Annotated in this window: 23 protein-coding genes; all 23 read right to left on the bottom strand. The window is 30.9% G+C overall.

Features of this window, described 5'->3' with window-relative positions; all coding sequences use genetic code 11:
• Positions 1-73: 73 nt before the first annotated feature.
• Positions 74-787 (bottom strand): ClpP family protease, encoded by a 714-nt coding sequence (locus OW730_RS14185; protein ID WP_271224712.1) that lies wholly within the window; start codon positions 785-787, stop codon positions 74-76.
• A 55-nt stretch (positions 788-842) separates the two neighbouring features.
• Positions 843-2,030, bottom strand: a complete 1,188-nt coding sequence (dapG, locus tag OW730_RS14180; protein WP_271224711.1) for an aspartate kinase — start codon at positions 2,028-2,030, stop codon at positions 843-845.
• 179 nt (positions 2,031-2,209) lie between these two features.
• Positions 2,210-2,476: a YlmC/YmxH family sporulation protein gene (locus OW730_RS14175; RefSeq protein WP_271224710.1), complete on the bottom strand. Its 267-nt coding sequence runs from the start codon at positions 2,474-2,476 to the stop codon at positions 2,210-2,212.
• A gap of 75 nt (positions 2,477-2,551) precedes the next feature.
• The gene (locus tag OW730_RS14170; RefSeq protein ID WP_271224709.1) at positions 2,552-3,811 is read right to left on the bottom strand and encodes a M16 family metallopeptidase; all 1,260 of its coding nucleotides are present in this window, start codon (positions 3,809-3,811) and stop codon (positions 2,552-2,554) included.
• 51 nt (positions 3,812-3,862) lie between these two features.
• Positions 3,863-5,974, bottom strand: a complete 2,112-nt coding sequence (locus OW730_RS14165) for a polyribonucleotide nucleotidyltransferase (RefSeq protein WP_271224708.1) — start codon at positions 5,972-5,974, stop codon at positions 3,863-3,865.
• Between the two features lie 252 nt (positions 5,975-6,226).
• Complete coding sequence (gene rpsO, locus OW730_RS14160; RefSeq protein WP_271224707.1) at positions 6,227-6,490, bottom strand: 30S ribosomal protein S15; 264 nt, start codon at positions 6,488-6,490, stop codon at positions 6,227-6,229.
• A gap of 114 nt (positions 6,491-6,604) precedes the next feature.
• Positions 6,605-7,522 (bottom strand): bifunctional riboflavin kinase/FAD synthetase, encoded by a 918-nt coding sequence (locus OW730_RS14155; protein ID WP_271224706.1) that lies wholly within the window; start codon positions 7,520-7,522, stop codon positions 6,605-6,607.
• Between the two features lie 9 nt (positions 7,523-7,531).
• A complete protein-coding gene (gene truB, locus OW730_RS14150) occupies positions 7,532-8,404 on the bottom strand; it encodes a tRNA pseudouridine(55) synthase TruB (RefSeq protein ID WP_271224705.1) in 873 nt (290 codons plus the stop codon).
• Entirely contained in the window at positions 8,405-9,361 is a 957-nt protein-coding gene (locus OW730_RS14145; RefSeq protein WP_271224704.1) for a DHH family phosphoesterase, read from the bottom strand.
• Between the two features lies 1 nt (position 9,362).
• Positions 9,363-9,710 (bottom strand): 30S ribosome-binding factor RbfA, encoded by a 348-nt coding sequence (gene rbfA, locus OW730_RS14140; RefSeq protein WP_271224703.1) that lies wholly within the window; start codon positions 9,708-9,710, stop codon positions 9,363-9,365.
• Positions 9,711-9,899: 189 nt separating this feature from the next.
• Positions 9,900-11,951, bottom strand: coding sequence for a translation initiation factor IF-2 (infB, locus tag OW730_RS14135; RefSeq protein ID WP_271224702.1), 2,052 nt, complete (start codon positions 11,949-11,951; stop codon positions 9,900-9,902).
• Positions 11,938-12,276, bottom strand: a complete 339-nt coding sequence (locus OW730_RS14130) for a ribosomal L7Ae/L30e/S12e/Gadd45 family protein (RefSeq protein WP_271224701.1) — start codon at positions 12,274-12,276, stop codon at positions 11,938-11,940. The genes infB and OW730_RS14130 overlap by 14 nt, the downstream gene beginning before the upstream one ends.
• The gene (gene rnpM, locus OW730_RS14125) at positions 12,269-12,535 is read right to left on the bottom strand and encodes an RNase P modulator RnpM (RefSeq protein ID WP_271224700.1); all 267 of its coding nucleotides are present in this window, start codon (positions 12,533-12,535) and stop codon (positions 12,269-12,271) included. The genes OW730_RS14130 and rnpM overlap by 8 nt, the downstream gene beginning before the upstream one ends.
• A gap of 16 nt (positions 12,536-12,551) precedes the next feature.
• A complete protein-coding gene (gene nusA / locus OW730_RS14120; RefSeq protein WP_271224699.1) occupies positions 12,552-13,604 on the bottom strand; it encodes a transcription termination factor NusA in 1,053 nt (350 codons plus the stop codon).
• 2 nt (positions 13,605-13,606) lie between these two features.
• A complete protein-coding gene (rimP, locus tag OW730_RS14115; protein ID WP_271224698.1) occupies positions 13,607-14,068 on the bottom strand; it encodes a ribosome maturation factor RimP in 462 nt (153 codons plus the stop codon).
• Positions 14,069-14,211: 143 nt separating this feature from the next.
• Positions 14,212-18,540 carry a PolC-type DNA polymerase III gene (locus OW730_RS14110; RefSeq protein ID WP_271224697.1) on the bottom strand — a complete coding sequence of 1,443 codons (4,329 nt, stop codon included), beginning with the start codon at positions 18,538-18,540 and terminating at the stop codon, positions 14,212-14,214.
• A gap of 414 nt (positions 18,541-18,954) precedes the next feature.
• Positions 18,955-20,001, bottom strand: a complete 1,047-nt coding sequence (ispG, locus tag OW730_RS14105) for a flavodoxin-dependent (E)-4-hydroxy-3-methylbut-2-enyl-diphosphate synthase (protein WP_271224696.1) — start codon at positions 19,999-20,001, stop codon at positions 18,955-18,957.
• A gap of 14 nt (positions 20,002-20,015) precedes the next feature.
• Positions 20,016-21,056, bottom strand: coding sequence for an RIP metalloprotease RseP (rseP, locus tag OW730_RS14100; RefSeq protein WP_271224695.1), 1,041 nt, complete (start codon positions 21,054-21,056; stop codon positions 20,016-20,018).
• 1 nt (position 21,057) lies between these two features.
• Entirely contained in the window at positions 21,058-22,221 is a 1,164-nt protein-coding gene (locus OW730_RS14095) for a 1-deoxy-D-xylulose-5-phosphate reductoisomerase (RefSeq protein WP_271224694.1), read from the bottom strand.
• Complete coding sequence (locus OW730_RS14090) at positions 22,218-23,213, bottom strand: AI-2E family transporter (protein WP_271224693.1); 996 nt, start codon at positions 23,211-23,213, stop codon at positions 22,218-22,220. Before OW730_RS14090 ends, OW730_RS14095 begins: the two co-directional genes overlap by 4 nt.
• Before the next feature lie 2 nt (positions 23,214-23,215).
• Positions 23,216-24,019, bottom strand: a complete 804-nt coding sequence (locus OW730_RS14085; protein WP_271224692.1) for a phosphatidate cytidylyltransferase — start codon at positions 24,017-24,019, stop codon at positions 23,216-23,218.
• A gap of 12 nt (positions 24,020-24,031) precedes the next feature.
• Positions 24,032-24,787: an isoprenyl transferase gene (locus OW730_RS14080; RefSeq protein WP_442945379.1), complete on the bottom strand. Its 756-nt coding sequence runs from the start codon at positions 24,785-24,787 to the stop codon at positions 24,032-24,034.
• Between the two features lie 111 nt (positions 24,788-24,898).
• Positions 24,899-25,456 carry a ribosome recycling factor gene (gene frr, locus OW730_RS14075; protein WP_271224691.1) on the bottom strand — a complete coding sequence of 186 codons (558 nt, stop codon included), beginning with the start codon at positions 25,454-25,456 and terminating at the stop codon, positions 24,899-24,901.
• Between the last annotated feature and the right edge of the window lie 6 nt (positions 25,457-25,462).

Here is a 25,462-nt window from a genome sequence, read left to right as displayed (position 1 = left end):
GTTAAATAAATTTCAAATAGAACATAAAAATAAAACCTAAATTCTTAAAAGAACTCAGGTTCTGTAATCATGTTTATTTTTCTTCAGTTTCTTCTATTAACTTATTCAACTTATCAATTGCCTTTCTTATACCGCCAACCTCATCAATTAAACCATACTCAACAGCTTTTTCTCCAATTAGTATTGTTCCCATATCATTAAGTAATTCATCAGTCTGTAACATGAGACGATTAAACTCATCTTCACTTATATTTGATGTTCTAACAATAAAATTAGTTATTCTTTCTTGCATTTTTCTAAAATATTCAAATGTTTGTGGAACACCTAAAACCAATCCATTCATTCTTATTGGATGAACAATCATAGTAGCTGTTGGAGAAATAAAACTATATTTTGCTGAAGTCGCTAATGGAACACCTATTGAATGCCCGCCTCCTATAACCAATGATACAGTTGGTTTACTTAGACTATTTATCATTTCTGATATAGCTAAGCCAGCTTCCACATCTCCACCTACGGTATTTAATATAATTAAAATCCCTTTTACAGAACTATCTCTTTCAATAGAAACTAGTTGTGGAATTACGTGTTCATATTTAGTTGTTTTAGTTTGTGGTGGTTGAACCATATGCCCTTCAATAGTCCCGATAATCGGTAGTACATGGATACTTTTATCATCAGCCTTTGGTACTTCACTTACACCTAATTCTTTTATATTTGATGCTTCTTCTGAAAGATTTGCAGTACTCTCTCCTTTAGTTTCCTTTATATGTATTTCTTTAGACATAAAAATACACCTCCTAACAAACATATTGTATCCATTAAGAGGTGTACCTATTCGCCTAAAGTTGGAATTCTTTATGCAGAGCTATTATAGATTTATCTCTATCTTTTTCATTTACTAAACACCAAATAGTGTTATGAGAGTCGGCTGTTTGCAGAACTTCGATTTTTTCTCTAGTTAGAGCAGTTAAAATTCTTGCCATAACTCCTGGCGTTCCTCTCATACCCGCTCCAATTAAAGCAATCTTACAGCAATTCTTTTTATACTCAAATTTTAGATTCATATTGTTAAATATTTCTTTAAGTTGAGTTAATTTATCACTATCAATTGTAAATATCTTTTGTTTCGGAAAAACATTTATTAAGTCTAAACTTATATCATGTTCTCCTAAAATTGTAAACATTGAATAATAGCTTTCATCACCTTCGTATTCAACTGTTACCTGTACTCTATCACTTTTGCTAGCAATTCCAGTAATTATTCTCTTTTTATCAAGATAAATATCATTATTGATCAAAGTACCTTCGCTATTGGAAAGTGTGTTTTTTATAAGAAGTGGTAAGTTATGATTTTGAGCAATCTCAACAGCTCGTGGGTGAATAACCTTTGCACCCTCATAAGCAAATTGAAAACTTTCTTCATAACTAATAGTTTTAATCAATGAAGCATTTGGGACTATATTAGGATCTGATGTAAGTATTCCGTCAACATCTGTATAAATCTCAACACGATCTGCTTTTAAATAAGCGCCAATTAAAGAAGCAGTAACATCACTTCCTCCTCTTCCTATTGTTGTAATGTCCCATTTTTTTGTTCTACCTTGAAATCCAGCAATAACTGGTACTTTTCCTTCCTTTAATAAACTTTTAATGTTTTCAGTATCAACAGTGATAAAATCAGCTTCCATAAAGTTTTCATCAGTTATAATACCTGCTTGACCACCTGTTAAAGGAATTGCATTTATTCCTTTCATTAACATCTCAGAACTTGTTACTACCGAACTGATAATTTCTCCGCAACTCATGAGCATATCTACAGATCTAGGCTGTTCTGTTTTTAATTTAGGATTTATTTGTGATAGAAGTGTATCTGTAGCATAAGGATCACCCTTTCTTCCCATAGCTGAAACAACCACAACTGGTAATTCTCCTCTATCAATAGCTTTTTTAACTTTATCTATTAGTAAACTTCTTCTTTCAGGGGTAGCAACAGAAGTACCTCCAAATTTTTGAACTACAATCTTCATGTTATCCTCCAGAGTCCTTTATTATATAATATTTATTAATGATATTTTTGTGTATAAAGTCTATTCGAATTAATATAAATAAAACTACTTCAATTTTAAAAGAAGTAGTTTTATTTATATTATAACCTCATTATTTATATAATGTAATACTTTTAGTGAGATTTATATTGCAAAAAGTGCTATTTATCTAATTCACCTTCAAAATCAATTATGATTGTTTTACTTCCGATTTTTCTCACCTTATCCCATGGTATTTCAACAGTAGGAACCTTATTTGTAAACAATGATATCTTACCTTCAGAGCCACCTAACATGATTTTTTTAAGATTTCCGTCCTCATCAATAATAACATCATTATGTCCAAGATAGCTATATTTATCTCCATCATTAATATTTATAATCTCATACTTTTCCATATCACTAAAATATTTACGCTTTTTATCCATAAAAAAATTAACCTCCTGATCATAAGTATTATTATTAATACTTATGTAAGAAGGTAATCTATTATACATATATATTTATTTAAGAATTTTTAAATTATCAACAGATACTTTATCTTCACCACTTCCAACAAAAGTGTAGTTAAGAATACCCTTTTTAAAGATTCTATCCATCATAACTTCTATTCTATCATTATCTATTGCTTCAATTTTCCCTAATATCTCATCAGGAGTCTTTACTTTATCATTCATAAGCAGGGTTCTTCCATTACTGAACATTCTATTGCTTGTATTCTCAAGAGCAAGCAAATATCCCCCTTTTAGTTGTTCTTTAGCTTTATATAGTTCTTCCTTACTAAACTTAAATTTACTAAATTTATCAACTTCTTCTGTTGTAATATCAATAAATTGCTGAACAGTATTTGGACTAAGAGCACCATAAATGTTTAGTGCACCTGTATTAACATATGCTGAATTAAATGCATATACAGAGTAACATAACCCTTGTTCTTCCCTTACTTTTTGGAATAAAATTGATGATGCCCCACCACCAAATCTATTAGTTAATATTGCAAGGGGATAAATATCATCACTACCTAGTTGAACACCCTCTAATCCCATGTTTATGTGAAGTTGTTCAATCTCTTTAGGTTTAAAAATATTGTTATTCACCTTAACTGGAACATCATATGTTCTAACTAAGTTATTTTGATTATTCCAATGTGCAAAATTCTCTTCAATAAGCTTACCCATATCATCCGAAAAATTACCACATATTGAAATAACACAATTTTCAGGAATATAGTTCTCTTTTATATATTTTTTTATTTTTTCTCTATTCAATTTTCCAATTGCTTCTTTTGTTCCTAATATTGTATTTGCTAATGACCCATCTCCCCACATAGCTCTACATTGAAGATCTGTTAATAAATCTTCTGGAGAATCATCATTCATGTTTATTTCTTCGCCAATAACCATCTTTTCCTTTTCAATATCATCCTCATTGAATAGTGAATTAAAAATCATATCAGCTAAAGTTTCAACACATAATTTTTCATGAGTATTTAAAGCGCGAACATATATACATGTAGTTTCCTTACCTGTAAAAGCATTAATATGTCCACCTACATCTTCAATTGATTTAACAATATCCATTGCACTTTTGGTTTCTGTACCTTTAAAAAGCATGTGCTCAATGAAATGTGAAATACCTGTTTCTTCTTTTTTCTCATTTCTCGCACCTATTTTCATCCAAATACCAACACTAACGGAATTTACATATTCAATCTTTTCTGTAACAACTCTCAACCCATTCTTTAAAGAATAAATATTATACATAAGTATTCTCCTTTTTTAATTTAAAAGAAAAAGGCATTTCTGCCCTCCTCATTATTTTTCTTCTTTATTATCTTTTTCACTTTTTTCAATTGCATCTTTTCTAGAAAGATTAACTCTGCCTTGAGCATCAATTTCTGTTACCTTAACAAGAATTTCATCACCAACAGTAACTACATCCTCAACTTTAGCAACTCTCTTATGGTCAAGTTTAGAAATATGAACAAGACCCTCTTTACCAGGTAAAACTTCAACAAATGCACCGAAATTAGTAATTTTAGTAACTTTACCTAGATAAATTTCACCTACTTCAACTTCTCTTATAAGTTCTTTTATCATTGCTAAAGCTTTTTCAGCATTTTCAGCGTCATTTGACATTACAACAACTTTTCCATCATCATTTGTATCAATAGACACTCCTGTTTCAGCTATAATACCTTTTATTGTTTTTCCACCTGGTCCGATAATTGTTCTAATCTTATCAGGATCTACTTGTAAACTATGCATTCTTGGAGCATATTTAGAAAGTTCCTCTCTATGAGTAGGTATACATTTCTTCATAACATCAAGAATTTGTAATCTAGCTTTCTTTGCTCCATATATAGCATCTTTAATTATTGTTTCAGATAATCCTGCTATTTTAGTATCTACTTGGATAGAAGTAATACCTTTCTCAGTTCCTGCAACTTTAAAGTCCATATCTGCAAAGAAATCTTCTAACCCTTGGATATCTGTCATAACAGCTTCTTGAGATAAATCTTCGCTAGTTATTAATCCCATAGCTATACCCGCTGCTGGTCTCTTAATTGGAACCCCTGCATCTAATAAAGCTAATGTACTAGCACATACACTTGCTTGTGAAGTAGAACCATTTGAACTTAGAACTTCAGAAACTAATCTAATTGTATATGGGAATTCCTCTTCACTTGGTATTAATGGCTCAAGTGCTCTTTCAGCTAGTGCTCCATGTCCAATCTCTCTTCTACCTGGACCTCTCATCGGTCTAGTTTCACCAACACTATATGAAGGGAAATTATAATGATGCATATATCTCTTAGAACTTTCAGCTCCAAGACCATCTAATGTTTGTGCATCTCCTAGAGCTCCTAATGTAGCTACAGTCATTACTTGTGTTAATCCTCTTGTAAATAATCCACTACCATGAGTTCTAGGTAATAATGATACTTCACTTTCCAGATGTCTTACTTCATCAAAAGCTCTTCCATCTGGTCTTCTTCTTTCATTAAGAAGCATGTTTCTAACTACATCTTTTTGAATCTTATATAATGTATCTGCAACATCAGAACGATTATCGGCATATTTTTCACCGAATTCTTCATCTACTTTTTCTCTAACTATGTTCATCTTAGCAGCACGTTCATCTTTATCAATGATATACATAGCTTCTTTTGTCATTTCAAAAGCAAACTCACGAACCTCTGCTTCAATTGTCTCATCAACTTTATGTAATATTGGCTCTGGTTTTTCTTTACCACATTTCGCTACTACTTCTTCTTGGAATTTAATTAATTCCTGACATTGATCAAATCCAAATTTGATAGCATCTATCATTGTTTCTTCATCAATTTCATCTCCGCCTGCTTCTACCATCATAACTCTATCTTTTGTAGCACAAACAGTTAATTGCATAATACTCTGTTCTCTTTGTTCAACATTTGGGAAAACTATAAATTCTCCATCAATTAAACCAATAGATACTGTTGCTACAGGAGAAGTAAAAGGAATACTTGATGCACATAATGCTAATGAAGCAGCATTCATTGCAATAAACTCTGGTAAGTTATCCTGTTCAACAGACATTACAGTACATACGATTTGAACATCATTTCTATACCCTTTTGGGAATAGTGGTCTTAATGGTCTGTCAATCGCTCTTGCACTTAGAACAGATTTTTCAGATGGTTTTCCTTCTCTTTTTATAAATCCACCAGGTATTTTACCTACTGAATATAGTCTTTCTTCATACTCAACACTTAATGGAAAGAAGTCAATGCCTTCTCTTGGCTCTTTAGATGCGTTAACATTTACCATTATAACTGTATCGCCATAGCTAACAAACATTGCACAGTCAGATAACATGCCTGTTTTTCCGCATTCTACTTTCAACGTTCTTCCAGCGAACGAAGTTTCTAGTACATGACTCATATTTTACCTCCAAATTCCTATGTATTATATCAAAATTTATATTTCCAATTCATTTTAGAAATTTCCCATAGATATATATTATACCATATTTTCATCAATTTTTAATATTTTTCAAATAAATTGTGTATATAATAATTTTTATATATAATATTACTATTTATATTATTGTCAAAGTTATAAATTTTATTATAAAATTTATAATATTATGTCTAGTGAATATACAAATAAAGAGCGGCATTGCCACTCTTTTAATTATTTTCTTATTCCTAATCTCTTGATTAAAGCACGATACTCGTTAATGTCTCTATTCTTGATGTACTTAAGGAATCTCTTTCTTTGACCGATCATCATCATTAATCCTCTTCTTGAGTGATGGTCTTTCTTGTGCATTTTTAAATGCTCTGTTAAATGCTTAATTCTGTGAGTAAGTAATGCTACTTGTACTTCTGCAGAACCAGTGTCTCCTTCACATTTTCCGTACTCTTTGATAATTTCTAATTTAGTTGCTTTATCCATTTCTACACCTCCAAAAATATCCCCACTATCCAAGATAACGTTGGTGAATCGCAAATCTTAGAATAGGGTTCTTTGCAATTATAACAGATAATTAATTAAATGTAAAACATTTTTTTAAAACCACATAACTTGTTGTTCTACATATTCTTTATCTCTCTGAATTTGCTTCTTTAGCAATTCAATATTTTCAAATTTTTTCTCATCTCTAATTCGCTCAATAAAGTGAAGCTTAAAATAATAATCATATACATCTTTATTAAAATCCAAGAGATAAGTCTCTATACTTAATTTATTTCCATTCACCGTTGGATTATACCCTACATTTGTTATTCCTTTGAAATATTCTCCCTCAATTTCCGCAACAGTGTAATAAACTCCACCCCTTGGAACTAAATTTTCTAAATTATAATCTAAATTTATTGTTGGAAAACCGATTGTTCGACCGATTTGTTTTCCTCGAATAATTTTTCCATCAATAACAAAACTATGGCCTAAGAATTCATTAGCTACTGAAATCTCACCCTCTATTATTAATCCTCGTATAAATGTACTACTTACTGGAGTACCGCCTAATTTTACTGGTTCAACCACATGCAGTTCAAACCCTAGATTTTCCTGCATACTTCTTAATAACTCAACATCGCCAAGATTCTTATATCCAAAACGATAGTTGTACCCAACAATTATATGCTTTGCTCCATATTTTTCTGTTAAAAGTTTAATAAAGTCTTCAGGACTTATTTCCATAAATTCTTTATTAAACTCTATTAGAGCCAAAATATCAACTCCAAGTTTTTCAAAATACTCTATTTTTACTTTATTACTCATTAATAGTTTTGGAGTTCTATGAGAATTAATTACACTCAATGGATGGTTAGCAAAAGTATATACCATACTCTTCATTCTAGACATTTGTCCAATTTCAATTGCAGTTTCAATTAATTTTCTATGTCCAATATGTATCCCATCAAAACTTCCAAGAACTATTACAGTATTTTCATGTATCCCAACATCATCTTTTAATATTTTCATAAACATCACCTAACTATATCTTTTGAATATCTTGAATCCATTTTCACCAAGCTCTCCCAGCCCAATAAATTCTCTTTCAAAACTATACACTCTGTATTGTTTATTCTTTTCTAACGAACTTATAAGAGCTTTATCTTTGATAACAACTCCATTACTAACTAATTTAGAAAATTTTTCATTAAGATTAAGCTCATTAAGATGGCTGAAAATATTTTCTATTGAGATAATATTATCTTGAATATCCTTCTTCTCAATTTCACTTATCTCAACAGAATCTTCAATATTAAAAATACCACTCTTAAGCCTTATAAGAGAGGTCATAACCCCTCCAGCATTTAGCTCTTTTCCAATATCAAAGCACAGACTTCTGATATATGTACCTTTAGAACATTTTACATCAAATTTAATATAAGGAAGATTCACTTCAATATTGTTAATATTATGTATAGTTATTTTTCTTCCTTTTATCTCAACTTCTTTACCTTCTCTTGCATACTCATACAACCTTTTTCCGGCAACTTTAATAGCTGAGTAAATTGGTGGAATTTGCTCGTAGGTTTTAATGAATGAGTTTACAACTTTAATAACTTCTTCTTCAGTTACATGTGAAAAATCAAAAGTCTCTGTAATTTCTCCTTCAATGTCATAAGTATCTGTAATCTCTCCCAACTTCATTTCTGCCCTATAAACCTTTTCTTCAGACATAATTAGCTCAGCAAATTTTGTAGCTTTTCCAATGCAAATTGGCAGAACCCCTTCTGCCATTGGATCTAGAGTTCCAGTATGACCTACCTTTTTCATTTTTAATGTTTTTTTGATAATTCGAACAACATCAAAAGATGTTATTCCCTTTGGTTTGTTTATATTGATTATTCCATTCATCTATATAAGTCCTTTTAGATAATTTATTATTTTCTCCTTGATTTCCTCTGTTGAGAGATCACTTCTAAATCCAGCGGCTCTAATATGTCCACCACCACCAAATAAGCCTGCCACTTTACAAACATCAATATAATTCTTTGATCTTAAGCTAACTTTCTTGTATTCAGAATTGCTTTTTATCAACATTACAGCTTCAACAGTATCTATTTTTGTACCTAAATTTATTAAATCTCCAAGATCTTCATTCTCTGCTTCTAGTTTTTCTATATCACTTTGCTTTATTTCCATAATACATAGTTTATTATTATAATGCATTTCCATACTCTCAATTACAGTTGCATATAATTTTATCTGCTTTAAAGATTTATTCTCGTATATTTTATCATGGATTTCAGTAAAATTAATACCAGTTGAAATTAATTTTCCTGCAATTTCATGAGTTCTTTCTGTTGTATTGCTATATTTAAAAGATCCTGTATCTGTAAGCAGTGATGTGTATAAACAACTACTTATATTTTCATCAATCTCTAATCCTAAAAGTTGTGCTAATTCAAATATCATCTCTCCAACAGCAGCCCTACTTGAATCTACCCAATTAATAACTCCATATTCTTCATTAGATTTATGATGATCTATATTTATAATATTATTTCTAAATTTATCAACGTTTATATTTAAGTTAATTCTTTCAACATTTCCACAGTCTAGTACAATTAAAATATCATTTTCATCAATGATATCTTCTTCGGTAACTTTAATGTTGCTGAAATAAGGTAAAAATGAAAATTCTTTAGGAGGAACTTCTTTATATACCACATGAACTTCATTCTTTATTTTCTTTAAAATTCCATACAAACCTAAGGAACTACCGATAGAATCACCATCTAAAGACGTATGCCCAGTTATCACTACCTTATCAGCATTTAGAATTATCTCTCTATTCAGCTTAGAATCCATATTATTTGTCCTTTATTTCTTTTAATATTCTTTCAATGTTCATACCGTATTCTAGCCCTTCATCAAGCTCAATAATAACCTGTGGAATATGTCTCATACTTATTGTTCTTCCCAGCTCTTTTCTTATAAATCCTTCACTTTTTTTCAAAGCTTTCATAGAATCGCTTTTTTCTTTTTCACTTCCAAAGATACTTACAAAAACCTTAGCATAGCTAAAGTCATTAGTAACATCAACTCTTGTAACACTTATCATACCTGCTAATCTAGGATCTTTTACCTTAGAGTTAATTATAGCACTTACATTTTTTCTAATTTCTTCGTTTATTCTACCACTTCTGTGTTTACCCATATTTTCATCTCCTTTGAAACTAGATATAGAATGAAATATTGAAACCTAATACAGATATTAACCTTAGCTTTTACAGCAAAAATCAATGGTCACAAAATTTAGTTCATTCTATATAGATTACCACCTTAATCTTAAAATATAAATTTTAAGATTAAAGTGGTTTCATTTTCTATATATTAATGTAGATTATTATAAGCTTTTTACTTTTATTTCTTCTATAATATAAGCTTCAATTAAATCTCCAATCTTTATATCATTGAATCTTTCAATAGTTACACCACATTCATACCCAGTGTTAACTTCTTTAACATCATCTTTAAATCTCTTTAATGAACCTAATTCAGTATCTAAAATAACAATTCCTTGTCTGATAATACGAACTTTACTGTGTCTAGTAATCTTACCAGTTTGAACATAACATCCAGCAATTGTTCCAACATTAGAAACCTTATAAGTCTCTCTAACCTCTAGTGTACCTAAAACAACCTCTTTATATTCAGGATCTAGTAATCCAACCATTGCAGATTTTATGTCATCTAAAGCATCATATATTATTCTATAAGTCTTGATTTCAACTTCTTCCTTTTCTGCCATTGATGATGCATTAACTGTTGGTCTAACATTGAATCCAATTACTAATGCATTTGAAGCACTAGCTAGAGTAACATCTGTTTCTGAAATTGCACCAACAGCTCCATGAATAACTCTAACTTTAACTGTATCAGTAGATAATTTTTCAAGTGATTGAATTATTGCCTCAACTGATCCTTGAACATCTGCTTTTACAATTATATCAAGTTCTTTAACTTTACCTTCTTGAATCTGACTATAAAGATCTTCAAGTGATACTTTATGACTCTTCTTGAATTTTTCTTGTCTTAATGCTTCTGCTTTCTTTTCAGCTCTAGCTCTAGCAGTCTTTTCGTCTTTAGCAACTACAAATCTTTCTCCTGAACTAGGAACATCAGATAATCCAAGAATTTCAGCTGGCATTGATGGGCCTGCTTCTTGAATTTTTTCACCTTTATCGTTAAACATTGCTCTAATTCTACCATATGTTGTACCAACATATATTGAATCTCCAACTCTTAATGTTCCGTTTTGAACAAGTAGTGTAGCAACTGCTCCTCTACCTTTATCAAGTCTAGCTTCAACTACTGTTCCTTTACCATTTCTATCTGGATCAGCTTGAAGTTCCATCATTTCAGATGAAAGAACAACCATTTCTAGTAATTGATCTAATCCCTCTTTTGTATGAGCAGATACAGGAACACATATTACATCTCCACCCCAGTCTTCAGCAACAAGTCCATGCTCAGTTAATTCTTGTTTAACTCTATCTGGGTTAGCTCCTACTTTATCCATTTTATTTATTGCAACAATCATTGGAACCTCAGCTGCTTTACAGTGATTGATTGCCTCTATAGTTTGTGGCATTATTCCATCATCAGCTGCAACAACTAATATAACTAAGTCAGTAATTTTAGCACCTCTAGCACGCATAGCTGTGAAAGCTTCATGTCCTGGAGTATCTAAGAAAGTTAATGTTTCATTATTTACCTTAACAGTATAAGCACCAATATGTTGAGTTATTCCTCCTGCTTCTGTTGAAGTAACATCTGTTTGCTTAATAGCATCTAATAATGAAGTTTTACCATGGTCAACGTGTCCCATTACTGTAATAATTGGTGGACGTTTAACTCCATTTACATCTTCTTCTATATCAGTATCTTCCTCTACTGCACCTTCTTCTTCTTCTTTTTTAATAGCCTGAACTTCGAATTTTGCACATAATTTTTCTGCAGTTTCAAAATCTATCTCTTGATTAATACCAGCCATTACACCAACAAAGATAAGTTCTCTGATAACTTCAGTAACTGGTTTCTTAAGTTTTTCAGAAAGTTCACTAACTGAAATAGTTTCTTCTATTTCAATGAATTCTAATAATTCATCTTCCTGCTCTTCTTCCTTTTGACCTGCTTTTTTAGTTGTTTTCTTATTCTTAACTTTTTTAATATTTTTAAGTACATTCTCATTTTCAATGTTTTCATACATCTCAACAACTTCAGACTCTTCTTCAATTGACCCAAATAATTCTTTAATTAACTCCGCGTCTTCTTCCTCAATAACACTCATATGGTTCTTAACCTTTACACCGAACTCTTCTAACAAAATGTTTATTAACTCTTTACTTGGTACGTTTAATTCCTTCGCTAACTCATAAACTCTAATTTTTGTCAATATGGTCACCCCCGCATTTACTATTTTCTTCCCATAGTTCCCATAGTTTTCTAGAGAAACCTTTATTATCTATGGATACTACTTTTATGATTCTATCATTACCGAGCATTCTACTCAATTCTTCACCGGAAGCATTCGAAATCATTTTAACATTGTATTTTTCACAACTATTTTTAAATTTCTTAAGTGAGTTTTGAGATAATTCTTCACTAGTTATTACCAATGAAGCTCTATTTCCCAAAATCGCTTCCTCACATTTATTGTATCCCACTGAAACTTTTCCAGCTTTTTTAGCCATTCCAATGAGGTTATAAAATTTATTCATTAATTATTTCTTCCTTTAGCTTATCATAAATTTCCTGATCGATCTTCATTTTAAAACTTCGTTCTACTCTTCTACTTTTTATACCTTTTTCTAAACATTCTATACTGTTGCATACATATGCGCCACGTCCAGGTTTTTTACCAACTTTATCTATTGATACTTCCCCTTCTTTATTTTTAACTATTCTAATAAGTTCTTTTTTAGGCTTCATCTCTCCGCAACCTATACACATTCTTTGAGAAATCTTTCTTGTTTTCATTTAAATCACCTCAAATTTATTCGCCTATTTGAGATTTGCTTTTGATATCAATCTTCCAACCTGTAAGTTTAGCTGCTAATCTAACATTTTGCCCTTCTTTTCCTATTGCAAGAGAAAGTTGACTATCATCAACAACTACACTAGCTATTTTATTTTCTTCATCTAATATATCAACGCTGTATACTTTAGCAGGACTCAAAGCATTTGAAATAAACACTTCAGGATCCTTACTCCACTTAACTATATCAATCTTCTCGTTATTAAGTTCATTAACAATGCTTTGAACTCTGCTACCCTTTGGTCCAACACATGAACCCATTGGATCAATATTTTCATCATGAGAGTATACTGCTACTTTACTTCTTGAACCAGCTTCACGAGAAATTCCTTTAATTTCAACTATTCCATTAAATATTTCTGGAACCTCAAGTTCAAATAAACGTCTAACCAACCCTGGATGTGTTCTTGAAACAACAATTTGAGGTCCTTTAGTTGTCTTTTTAACTTCTACAATATATAACTTAATTTTTTCATTAAAGTCATAACCTTCAGTTGGAATTTGTTCATTAGGACCTAAGATAGCTTCTATCTTCCCTAAATTAACAAATACGTTTCCTCTTTCTTTTCTAATTATTACTCCAGTTATAATATCATACTCTTTCTCAAGGTATTCATTGTATATAACATTTCTTTCAGCTTCTTTAATTCTTTGAATAACAACTTGTTTTGCATTTTGTGCTGCTACTCTTCCAAATTCTCTTGGAGTTACCTCTATCTCAACTACATCATCCATTTGATATCTTGAACTAACAAGTTTAGCATCCTCAAGAGTAATTTCTACAGTTTCATCAAAAACTTCATCTACTACAGTTTTCTGAGCATAAACATGAATTTCCCCGTCTTCCCTATCAATTGTTACCCTTACATTGTGTGTGCTATTTGATACCTTTGAATAGTTCTTTTTGTATGCAGAAACCAATGCATCTTCTACAGCATTAAATAAAAAATCTTCGCTAATTCCTTTGATTTTTACAATTTCTTTTAATGCACTTACAAATTCTTCATTCATTATTAAAACTCCCCTTTTAGTTTAATTCTCTTAATTTTATCATTTGGAATAGTCCACACATCTTCGCCTTCAATAATTACTTCATTGTCATTAAAATCTTTTAAAACCCCTTCAAACTTCTTTTTACCACAATGTAATTTAGATAAGGACAATTTCACCTCATGATTTATATATCTTCTATAGTGTTCCTTAGTATATAATACTCTCTCTATTCCTGGAGATGAGATTTCAAGAATGTATGCTTCATCTATAGGATCTTCTACATCAAGATAATCATTGCTTAACTTTCTAGTAACATCAACACAATCATTAATTGTAACTCCGCTCTCAGAATCAATATATATTCTTAAATAAAATTCATTGTTCTCTTTTACGTATTCTATATGGTATAACTCGAACCCTTCATTATTTACTATAGTTTTAACGTTCTCTCTTAATTCATTGAGTTTTGCTTCTGTAATCACTTGTTTACCTCCTTTTTCCATTTCAATTAAACAAATAGAGTGGAGATAAGCTCCACTCTATTTATGAAAAGTTTTCTATTGTATTTTCTATTATTCATTGTAACATAGAAAAAATTCATTTTCAAGGAAGAATTATCTTATTTTTAGAAGAATGAAAGTTGATTACTTTCTGGCATTCCTTCTAAACAACCATGTTGATCCAGACCCTCTATAACAGTCTTAGTAACTTTAGCTCTTTTTCTAAGGTCTTCTTTAGATAAAAACTCCCCATTAACTCTTGCTTCACCAATACTTTTAGCTGCATTTTCACCTACACCTTCAATAGCACTAATAGGCATCCTTATTTTCTCATCCTCTATAGTAAACTCAGTTGGATGAGAAATATATAAATCTACTGGGAGAAATTCAATTCCTCTTAAACGCATTTCATGTACCAATTCTAATGTAGTTAATAATCCCTTATCTTTATTACTTGCACCATTACCCGCTTCATTAATTTCTTCCATCTTTGCTAATACAGCATCTTGACCTTTAATAATTAAGTTTCCATCAAATTCATCAGCTCTAACAGTAAAATATGCACAATAATACGCTTGTGGTTTATACACTTTAAAATAAGCAATCCTTATTGCCATCATAACATATGCGGCAGCGTGACCTTTAGGGAACATGTACTTGATCCTTTTACAAGATTCAATATACCAATCAGGTACATTATTTTCTTTCATAATTTTCTCAAATTCCTCACTAACACCTTTACCTTTTCTTACCTTCTCCATTATTGTAAATGCTGTTGCAGGTTCAAGACCTTTGTATATTAGATAAACCATTATGTCGTCTCTTGTAGAGATACAATCCTTAAGTGTAGTATACCCTTCCTTAATAAAATATTGCGCATTATTCAACCAAACATCCGTACCATGAGAGAGCCCGGATATTCTTACTAGATCTGAAAAAGTTTTAGGTTTAGTATCCAATAACATCTGTCTAACAAATTTTGTTCCAAACTCCGGAATTCCATAACATCCAACAGGACATCCAAGGTCTTCTTCTGTTATTCCCAAAGCTTTTGTTGATGTAAATAAAGATAACACTTTTTCATCACCTAAAGGAACATTCTGAGGATCTATTCCAGTTATATCTTTGAGCATTCTCAGAACTGTTGGATCATCGTGTCCAAGTATATCAAGCTTAAGTAATCTACCACTAATCGAATGATAGTCAAAATGTGTTGTTATTATATCTGATGTTGGGTCATCAGCCGGACGCTGTATTGGACAAAAATTAAAGATTTCTTGATCACTAGGAACAACCATTATCCCACCTGGGTGTTGACCAGAAGTTCTCTTGGCTCCAGTCAATCCTTTTGACAACCTATCAACCTCTGCACCTGGAAGAACCATATCTTTATCTTTTAAATAATTCATAACATATCCATAGGCAGTTTTATCTGCTACAGTACCAATTGTTCCAGCTTTAAATGTATAGCCCTTTCCAAAGAGAACTTCACAATACTTATGAATATCCCCTTGGTTATCTCCTGAGAAGTTAAGATCAATATCTGGTTCTTTATCTCCTTTAAACCCAAGGAAAGTCTCAAATGGAATGTCAAATCCATCCTTATTTAACATCTCTCCACACTTGGGACATTCTTTATCTTCCATATCTACTCCAGCACCAACACTACCATCAGCTATAAACTCACTGTGTTTACACTTTCCACACACATAATGAGGTGGCAATCCATTAACCTCAGTAATATCTGACATTGTAGCCGCAAATGATGATCCTACAGATCCTCTTGAACCAACAAGATATCCATCAGCATATGATTTAGCAACTAGTTTCTGTGCTATTAAATAAAGTACTGCATATCCATTTCCAATAATAGATGTTAATTCTTTTTCTAACCTCTCTGAAACAATCTCTGGAAGATTCTCTCCATAAATGCTTCTTGCCTTTGCCCAACACATGGATTCCAGTTCCTCTTCCGCACCTTCAATCTTAGGTGTGAAAGTTTCATCTGGTATAGGTTTAATCACCTCAGTCCAATCTGCAACAATATTAGGATTCTTAACAACTACTTCATGTGCCCCTTGAGAACCTAGATATCTAAACTCTTTTAACATCTCATCAGTAGTTTTAAAATATAATGGCGGCTGGTCTTCAGCATCAGAGAATCCTTTACTAGCCATTAGAATTTTCCTATAAACTTCATCGTGAGGATCCATGAAATGTACGTCCCCTGTTGCAACAACAGGTTTATCCATTTCAAGTCCTAGTTCATAAATGGTTTTATTAATTTCCTGTAATTCCGAAACTCCATTTACTATACCTTTTTTTATCATAAATTCATTATTGCCTATTGGTTGTATTTCTAAGTAATCATAGAATGAAGCAATTTCTTTTAACTCCTCTTTACTTTTACCTGCAAGAACAGCTTTATATAACTCTCCTGCTTCACATGCAGAACCCACAATAATCCCATCTCTATGTTCCATAATCATACTCTTTGGCATTCTTGGTCTTCTAAAGAAATAATCAAGGTTTGATTTGGATATCATTTTATATATATTCTTTAGTCCTGCTTGATTTCTTGCCATTAATATAATGTGATGAGTAGGAGCTTTTAATACATTGAACTCGTTAGAGTATGCAGTGTTTATATCTTTTAAGTATTTCAACTCCTTGGTCTCACTAATTGTTTTCATACAATGAATAAATATCTCAGCAGTGGCTTCTGCATCATCTACAGCTCTATGATGGTTCTCTAAAGATATACCTAAATGCTTCGATATAGTCTTCAGTTTGTATGTCTTCAATTCTGGTAAAACATATTTACATAAAGCCACTGTATCTATTGTTGCATTCTTAAATTCCAAATTAAGTCTATTGCAATTTGTATTTATAAAAGAACAATCAAATGATGCATTATGTGCAACAACAACAGCACCTTCAATAAATTCTAGAAATTCTGGCATAACCTCTTCTATCGTCTTTGCATCCTTAACCATATCATTATTAATTCCGGTAAGTTCAATTATTTCAAATGGAATTTTCCTTTCAGGATTTACAAAAACATTAAATCTATCAGTTATTTTTCCTTCTTGAATTTTTACAGCACCTATTTCAATAATCCTATCATTCTTAGGAGAAAAACCTGTAGTTTCAATATCAAATACAACAAAATTACTATCAACACTTTCTTCTTTTAATACATTAAAACTATCTAATACTATAGGCTCACCATCATTAACTAAATATCCCTCTACACCATAAATAACTTTTATACCATGTTTCTTAGCAGCGTCCATAGCTTCTGGGTATGCCTGGGCAACACCATGGTCTGTAATAGCAACTGCTTTATGCCCCCATTTCGCAGCTCTTTTAACAATATCACTTGCAGAAACAACTGCATCCATTGAACTCATTTGCGTATGCAGGTGCAGTTCAACTCTCTTCTCACTTGCCGTGTCCATTTTCTCGATTTTCTGTAACTTTGATATGTCTCTTCCCATTATTACTATTTCTCTTGAGAATGTATCTAATAGCGCTTCCCCTCTGACCTTACATACAAAACCTTTTTTCACTTCTTCAAGTACTGCTTCCTCATCCTTTGGTTTTAAGAATATTTTTACAGTAATTGAACTTGTATAATCAGTTATATTAAACATTAATATCTTCTTACCAGTTCTTGTTTCTTTAATATTAACAGCAAATACTTCACCTTCAATTGCAACAACACCTGATGTTTCGTCGATATCAATTATATCCATGGAATCTACCGTTATACTTCTTCCTAATATTACACTCTTATCATCAGATTTAGTATTCGTAGAAATTCTTTTCTTAGGTTCTGGTTTCTTTTCTTCGCTTTTAGCTGAATCCTTTTGAGGGTTAACCCCTATATTAGAGAAGACTTCCTGTACCAAATATTTATTTTCAACTTTTTTACTTTTTCTATATTCCTCTAATCCTATTACATTATTATCATTTATTAATTTCACAGAGCAACTCACACCGAAAATGCTTCTAATAGTATCACTAATTAAAGGTTCAACTCTTTTCTCCATTAATTTGTCATATAAAAACTCATTATCAAGAGAAATATTAATACGATCTCCTACTATCTCTTTTGTACAGTTAATTAATGCTCCTTTACATACTGGTGCTTTCCTACCAACAGCAGCTAATAAATCACACCAATATTTTTCACATACTTCATCTAAGCTAACTCCAGAAATATCTCTACACCACAATACCTGCATATTTTCATTTCCAAGCAATACTCCACCTAATAATTTCTCAATTCTTTCTTTATCAATATCATCAATTTCAATATTATGTTTTAATTCAACTTTTACCTTCTTTGTCTTCTTAGACAAGACAACCTTACTTACCTCAACATCGCTAAGGATACTTGCAAGACCATCTTCTTTAATCTTTATCAATTCATTAAGATATTTACCCATGTTCTCCTCCATAGCAATCAAACATTCCTTGCTTTAAGCAAGAAAGGCACGCATAGCGTGCTAAAACCAAATGTATAATTGATAATTGAGAATGTATAATGATGGATGTTTCTACTTACGCCGAAACTACATTTTATCGTTCTAAAAGAATAATAGTATTTTATTCATTTTATCTAAAAAAATATAGTAGTTAAAATATAAACTTTCATAAGCAATGAAAGGAGTATCATTTATTATTTAAAGAACTATAAAATTAAAATTTCTCGAAGAGAAATGTCAATCATTCTCCATTCTACATTCTACATTCTCCATTAATGTTTTCTCTTATTATTTTTTATACTTTAGAATATTTTAAAGTTTTATCAGAAAAATATAAAAAAGAGAATAGGTAAACCCCATCCTCTATATATCATATTACAATTGTTCAATTTGTGCAATAAGCTCATCAACCAATTCTTCCTCAGGCACTTTTTTTACAATCTCACCTTTTTTAAATATGAGCCCTACTCCTTTACCTCCAGCTATGCCAATATCAGCTTCCCTAGCTTCTCCAGGTCCGTTGACAACACACCCCATAACTGCTACTCTAATATTTTTATTAACAGATTCTAAACGTTCTTCCACTTCCTTGGCAATTCCTATAAGATCTATTTCTGTTCTTCCACACGTTGGACAGGATATAAATTCTATACCCTCTTTTAAAAGATTTAATGATTTTAAAATCTCTCGTCCAACTTTAACTTCTTCAACAACATCACCTGTTAATGATACTCTTAATGTATCTCCTATTCCTTCACTAAGAAGAGTTCCAATACCAATAGCTGATTTTATTGTTCCTCTCCATGGCGTACCTGATTCTGTAACTCCAAGATGTAAAGGATAATCAACTTTATCACTCATTAATCTGTAACATTCTATTGTTTTATACACATCAGAACATTTTATGGATATAACAATATCATTAAAATCTAGTTTTTCTAGAATGCTGACATGTCTTAAGGCACTCTCTACAAGTGCTTCTGGTACAGGTGCCCCATATTTTTCAAGTATGTCTTTTTCTAAAGAACCAGAATTTACACCTATTCTTATAGGAATATTCTTTTCTTTTGCGGCTTCCACAACTGCTCTAACTCTATCTTCACTACCAATATTCCCTGGATTGATTCTAATCTTACTTACGCCACTCTCAATTGCTTTCAATGCTAATCTATAGTCAAAATGAATATCTGCAACAATTGGCAAGTTGACACTTTTAACTATTTCACTTAAAGCTTCTGCAGCTACCATATCCGGTACAGCACATCTAACAATATCACACCCTGCAACCTCCAACTCTTTTATCTGTTCTACAGTTGCTTTAACATCTCGTGTATCTGTATTTGTCATTGATTGAACAGCAATTTTTTCTCCATCTCCAATGAATATATCACCAATTTTTATTCTTCTAGTTTTTTTTCTCACTCTAATCACTTCCTTTAAAATGCAGGATATAGAACGTCTTTAACTGTAACTAATACCATTAGTCCAAGTAATATCATAAAACCAACATAGTTTATCTTTCCAACAACATCCTCATTAAATTTCTTCCCTGTGATCATTTGCAGAATAAGTATTACTATCCACCCACCATCTAAAGCAGGGAAAGGAAGTATATTAAAGATTGCAAGCTGCACACTTATAAAAGCCATAAACTTAATAAATGGTAATATTCCTAATTTTGCAACTTTCCCAGTTAATTTAATTATTGTTACAGGTCCACCAACATCATCTTTTGAAGCCTGACCTTTAAAAGCTTTACCAAAAAAACCAAATGTTTGTTTAATATTACTCTTCACATCCAAAACACCATATTTTAACGCTTCACCAAAAGAAGGTTTAATTACTTCCCAACCAATACCTACTTTATAACTTTTAACACCATCTTCTTCGACTTCCTTAGGAATTATATTAAATTCCAAAACCTCTCCATCTCTATTGACCTTTATGTCTACTGCTTCACCCTTATTCTCACTCATAATAACCATGAAATCAGTCCATGTATCTATTTTTTTATCATTAAGTTCAATAATTTTATCTCCTACTTTTATTCCAGAGTTTATAGCAACACCATCTTTTACCAATTCACCAACATTCGGTACCGCAGTTCCAGTATAACTATAAACCCCTCCAAAAAGAACTATTGCTAGTATGAAGTTAAATATTGGCCCTGCGGCAACAATAGTTAATCTTCTCCAATTCGCTTTATTTGCAAAGGCTCTCTCATCGTCGCATTCACCTTCTTCACCAAGCATCTTAACATATCCACCAATTGGCAGCATTCTAACATTATATTCTGTTTCCTTACCTTTCACACCGAAAAGCCTTTTACCCATCCCTACTGAAAACTCTTCAACTTTAACTCCATTTAACTTTGCTAATAGAAAATGACCTAATTCATGCCATATAACCAATACTCCAAAACCTAAGAGCCCCATTAATATTAATGGAATAGCTTTTACTATACTTTCCAAACTCATATTATTTTCCTCCTAAATATAAATCATATAAATCTTTTCTAATTCTTTTATCTATATGAATAATATCATCTAATGACGGCTTAGACATATACTCATAATTATTTAAACATCTTTCAACAATTTCGTTAATTTCAAGATACTTTATAGAACCTTTTAAAAATAAATCTACTGCAACTTCGTTACTAGTATTCAATATTACTCCTGCGTTACCACCTGCTTTTCCTGCCTGATACGCTAATTTCAAACAATCGAATGTCTCTGTATCAGGTTTTAAAAAAGTTAATTGACCAACATCAAAAAGATTAAGCTCTTTAATATTGCAGTCAATCCTTTCTGGATAAGTAAGAGCATATTGTATCGGGAGTTTCATATCTGGGTTGCTTAATTGCGCAATAACACTATTGTCTTTATACTCAACCATAGAATGTATTATACTCTCTGGGTGAACAACCACATTAATTTTATCATAATCTACCCCATACAGCCAATGTGCCTCAATTACTTCCAATCCTTTATTCATTAATGTTGAAGAATCAACACTTATTTTCATACCCATATTCCACTTAGGATGTCTTACAGCATCCTCTGGAGTAATATTAATTAGTTCTTCTTTTTTTCTTCCTCTGAAAGGTCCACCTGATGCAGTTATATGTAACCTCTTGATATCCTGTTTTTTCTCACCTTGCAGGCATTGAAAAAGAGCATTATGCTCTGAGTCTACAGGTAGAATATCAACATTTCCTTTTCTTGCAGCTTCCATTACATGAATACCACCTGCTACCAAAGTTTCTTTATTTGCTAGAGCAATCGTTGTTCCATTCTCAATAGCCTTCATTGTTGGCTTTAGTCCTACCATTCCTACTACTGAGGTAACAAGTATATCATTCTCTTTAATTTCACTTACCTTTTCTAATGCATTCACACCACTGTAAAGGTCTATTTTTTTGTTATGTTCTTTACAATAATCTTTTATTATTCCATAAGCTTTTTCTTCAGTAACAACAACAACTTCTGGTGAAAATTCATCAATAATTTCAATTGTTTTTTTATAGTTACTATGCGCACTAATACTTGTTAAATTAAATGCCTCTCTGTTTTCTCTTAAAACTTCAATTGTTTGACTGCCTATTGAGCCTGTAGCGCCAATAATACCTATATTTTTCATATTTTGCCTCCATTATAGTCTTGTATATTGTATCCTTTTATCCATTCTTTAATACTTATAGCACAAAATAGCAACATAATAGAACCAGTAAATCCTTGAATCTGATATCCCATATACACTGAAACAAATAATACCAAGGGATGAATATTCAAAGAACTACTAGCAAATTTCGTCTGTAGTATCTCTCTTGTTATTGATATATATAAGTATAAAATTCCTAATCCAATAACAAGAATATATTTTTTATAATATAGATTAATCAAAATTAAAGGTACAAAAACTAATAACATTCCTACAATTGGAAGTATATCAAGTAATCCACAAATTATTCCATATGATAAGAAATCCTTTATACCTAAAACCATGAAACCTAAAGTTATTTGAAGAGCTGAAAATCCAACAAGCATAAGTTGAATTTTAAAATATACTCTAAATTCATTAAGCTTTACTCTAAAAAAACTTAATGCTCGATAACCTATTAATGCACTCATAAATTTTGTAATTGCTTCTTTATCTTTTAATGCAAAGAAAAGCATAATATTTGCAAAAACATATGTACTAAGGCTATTTGTAGTATAAGTAGCCCCTTTAGTTAAGATTATACCACTTAAGTTCGTTAATTGACTATATAACTTAGTCATTATCTCTTCATATTTAATATTATTTTCCAGATTTATTAACAGAATTTTAATATTATTTACAACGTTTACAGCTCCACATCTTAAAATATAAATAATCTTGTTATAAAAAAAACCACCAATAAACATTATCAAAAGAACTACTATTGTATTTATAATTAAAATCATAATAGTAGCCCTTATATTAGCATTTGTTATCTTCTTCTTTAATATTCCATCTATAGGAATCGCTACGATTAGAAGGATCACAAATAAAATCATTGGTTTAAAAAAATGATTTATAAAAACCGCTCCTAACGCAAAAATTCCAAACAATACTACAACTTCAATAAAAATTCTTTTTCTTTTATTCACTCCTACATCCCTATAATTATTGATATATAATAATATACTACAGCAGATGCAAAAATTATGCTATCAAATCTATCTAAAATTCCTCCATGCCCTGGAATTAGATTACTAAAATCCTTAATATCCATATTTCTCTTAATAGACGATGCTGTTAAATCACCTATTTGATTTAATACTCCACAAATCATACCAATAATAATAAAATGAATAAGATTTATATTTATGTTAAAGAAATTTATTATTATGTACCCGTATATCCCTGTTGCGATTGTAGATGCTAAAAACCCACCTATTGATCCTTCTATAGTCTTTTTAGGGCTTATTTTGGGCGCAATTTTTTTAGTACCTATATTTTTTCCAATAAAGTAAGCCATAGTATCGCAACTCCATGAACTAATAAAAATTACCCAAATTAAATATACACCATTTTCTTTTACACCTATTAAATATATTAAGCTTATTAATGCTGTAACATAAAATATACCAAATAAAGTTACAGCGGAATCAATTATAGTACAATTTTCATAAAACATAGGTAAAACTAATAATATCATAACTATAGACATCACGAGAAATCCCAAAAATACCATATTAGTACTCTTACCTAGATAATAATAATATATAATAGTTGAAGCATACCCAATAATTGCAAATGGATTTATGTTCTTTTTTCTAAAAGCATTATAAAATTCATTCAATCCCATTAAAGACATTATTAGCAATCCATATCTTAGGAAATCTCCACCTAATAATATTATTAATAAAGTTGGAATCAAATAAATAACTGCCCCAATATATCTTTTATTCATATTAAACACTCCTTATTTCAATCCACCAAATCTTCTATCACGTCTTTCAAATGTTTTTAATGCTAGATATAAATCATCTTTTTTAAAATCTGGCCAAAGAACATCTGTGAAGTAAAACTCTGAATAAGCTAGCTGCCATATAAGAAAATTACTTAATCTCTCTTCACCACTAGTTCTTATCATTAATTCTGGATCTGGTATGCCTTTAGTGTATAAATTATTGCTAATCATCTCTTCATTTAACTCTTCAATTGAAAATTCTCCTTGGTCATAAGCTTTAAGAATATTTTTAAAAGAGTAAACAATTTCATCTCTACCCCCATAATTCAAAGCTAAATTAAGAGTCAACCCAGTGTTATTCTTTGTTAAATTTTTAGCTTTTATCAATTCTTCTTGGCATATTTCCGGCAATTTTGATATATTTCCTATATAATTGATTACAACATTATTTCTATCTAACTCTTTAAACTCACCTTTTAAGTATTGAACAAGTAGTTTCATTAACCCATTAACTTCATCTTGAGGTCTTTTCCAATTTTCTGTTGAAAAAGCGTAAAAAGTCAAGTATTCAATACCAATCTTACTACATTCCTTAACAATTTCTCTAATTGCTTCAACTCCAGCTTTGTGCCCTAAAGTTCTTGGCAGTCCTCTTTTTTTAGCCCATCGCCCATTTCCATCCATAATTATAGCAATATGTGATGGTATTATAGAGAATTTATTATCTACTTTTTTTTGTTTTCTATTAAAAATGCCCAAATATATCACCTTTTTCAGTTTATTTCTAAAAATTGAATCAACCAAGTTTAAAAGTAAATTCTTTATATAACTAACAAACTCAGAAATCCTCTAATAGGTTCTGAGTTTGCAGTCTTTAAATTACACTTTCATTACATCGTTTTCTTTAGCAGAAATTAGACCATCAATTTCTTTTACAAACTTATCTATTTCTTTTTGTATATCCTTTTCAACATCTTTAGCGTCATCTTCTGTTATTTCATTGTCTTTTTTCAATGATTTAATCTTGTTAAGTGCATCATGTCTTATAGATCTTAAGGCAATTTTTGAATCTTCTCCATGTTTTTTAATTGATTTAACAAGATTTTTTCTTGTTTCCTCAGTTAATTCTGGAACCATTAATCTTATTACACTACCATCATTACTAGGATTTAATCCTAAATCTGATTTAAGTATTGCTTTTTCAATTTCTTTCAAAGCAGTCTTATCATAAGGAGTTATTAATAAAATTCTTGGCTCTGGAACTGAAATATTTGCTAATTGACTTAGCGGTGTCATGCTACCATAATATTCAGCTTCAATTTTATCAAGCATCTTAGGGTTAGCTCTTCCTGCTTTCATAGAAGCAAGTTCTTCATTAAGTACTTTAATTGTCTTTTTCATTTTTGTATCCATATTGCTCATAATATCTTTTATCATAAATAC

It is taken from the genome of Oceanirhabdus sp. W0125-5 (assembly GCF_027938815.1).
GTDB lineage: Bacteria > Bacillota > Clostridia > Clostridiales > Clostridiaceae > Oceanirhabdus.
This window is presented reverse-complemented; position numbering and strand designations above follow the sequence as displayed.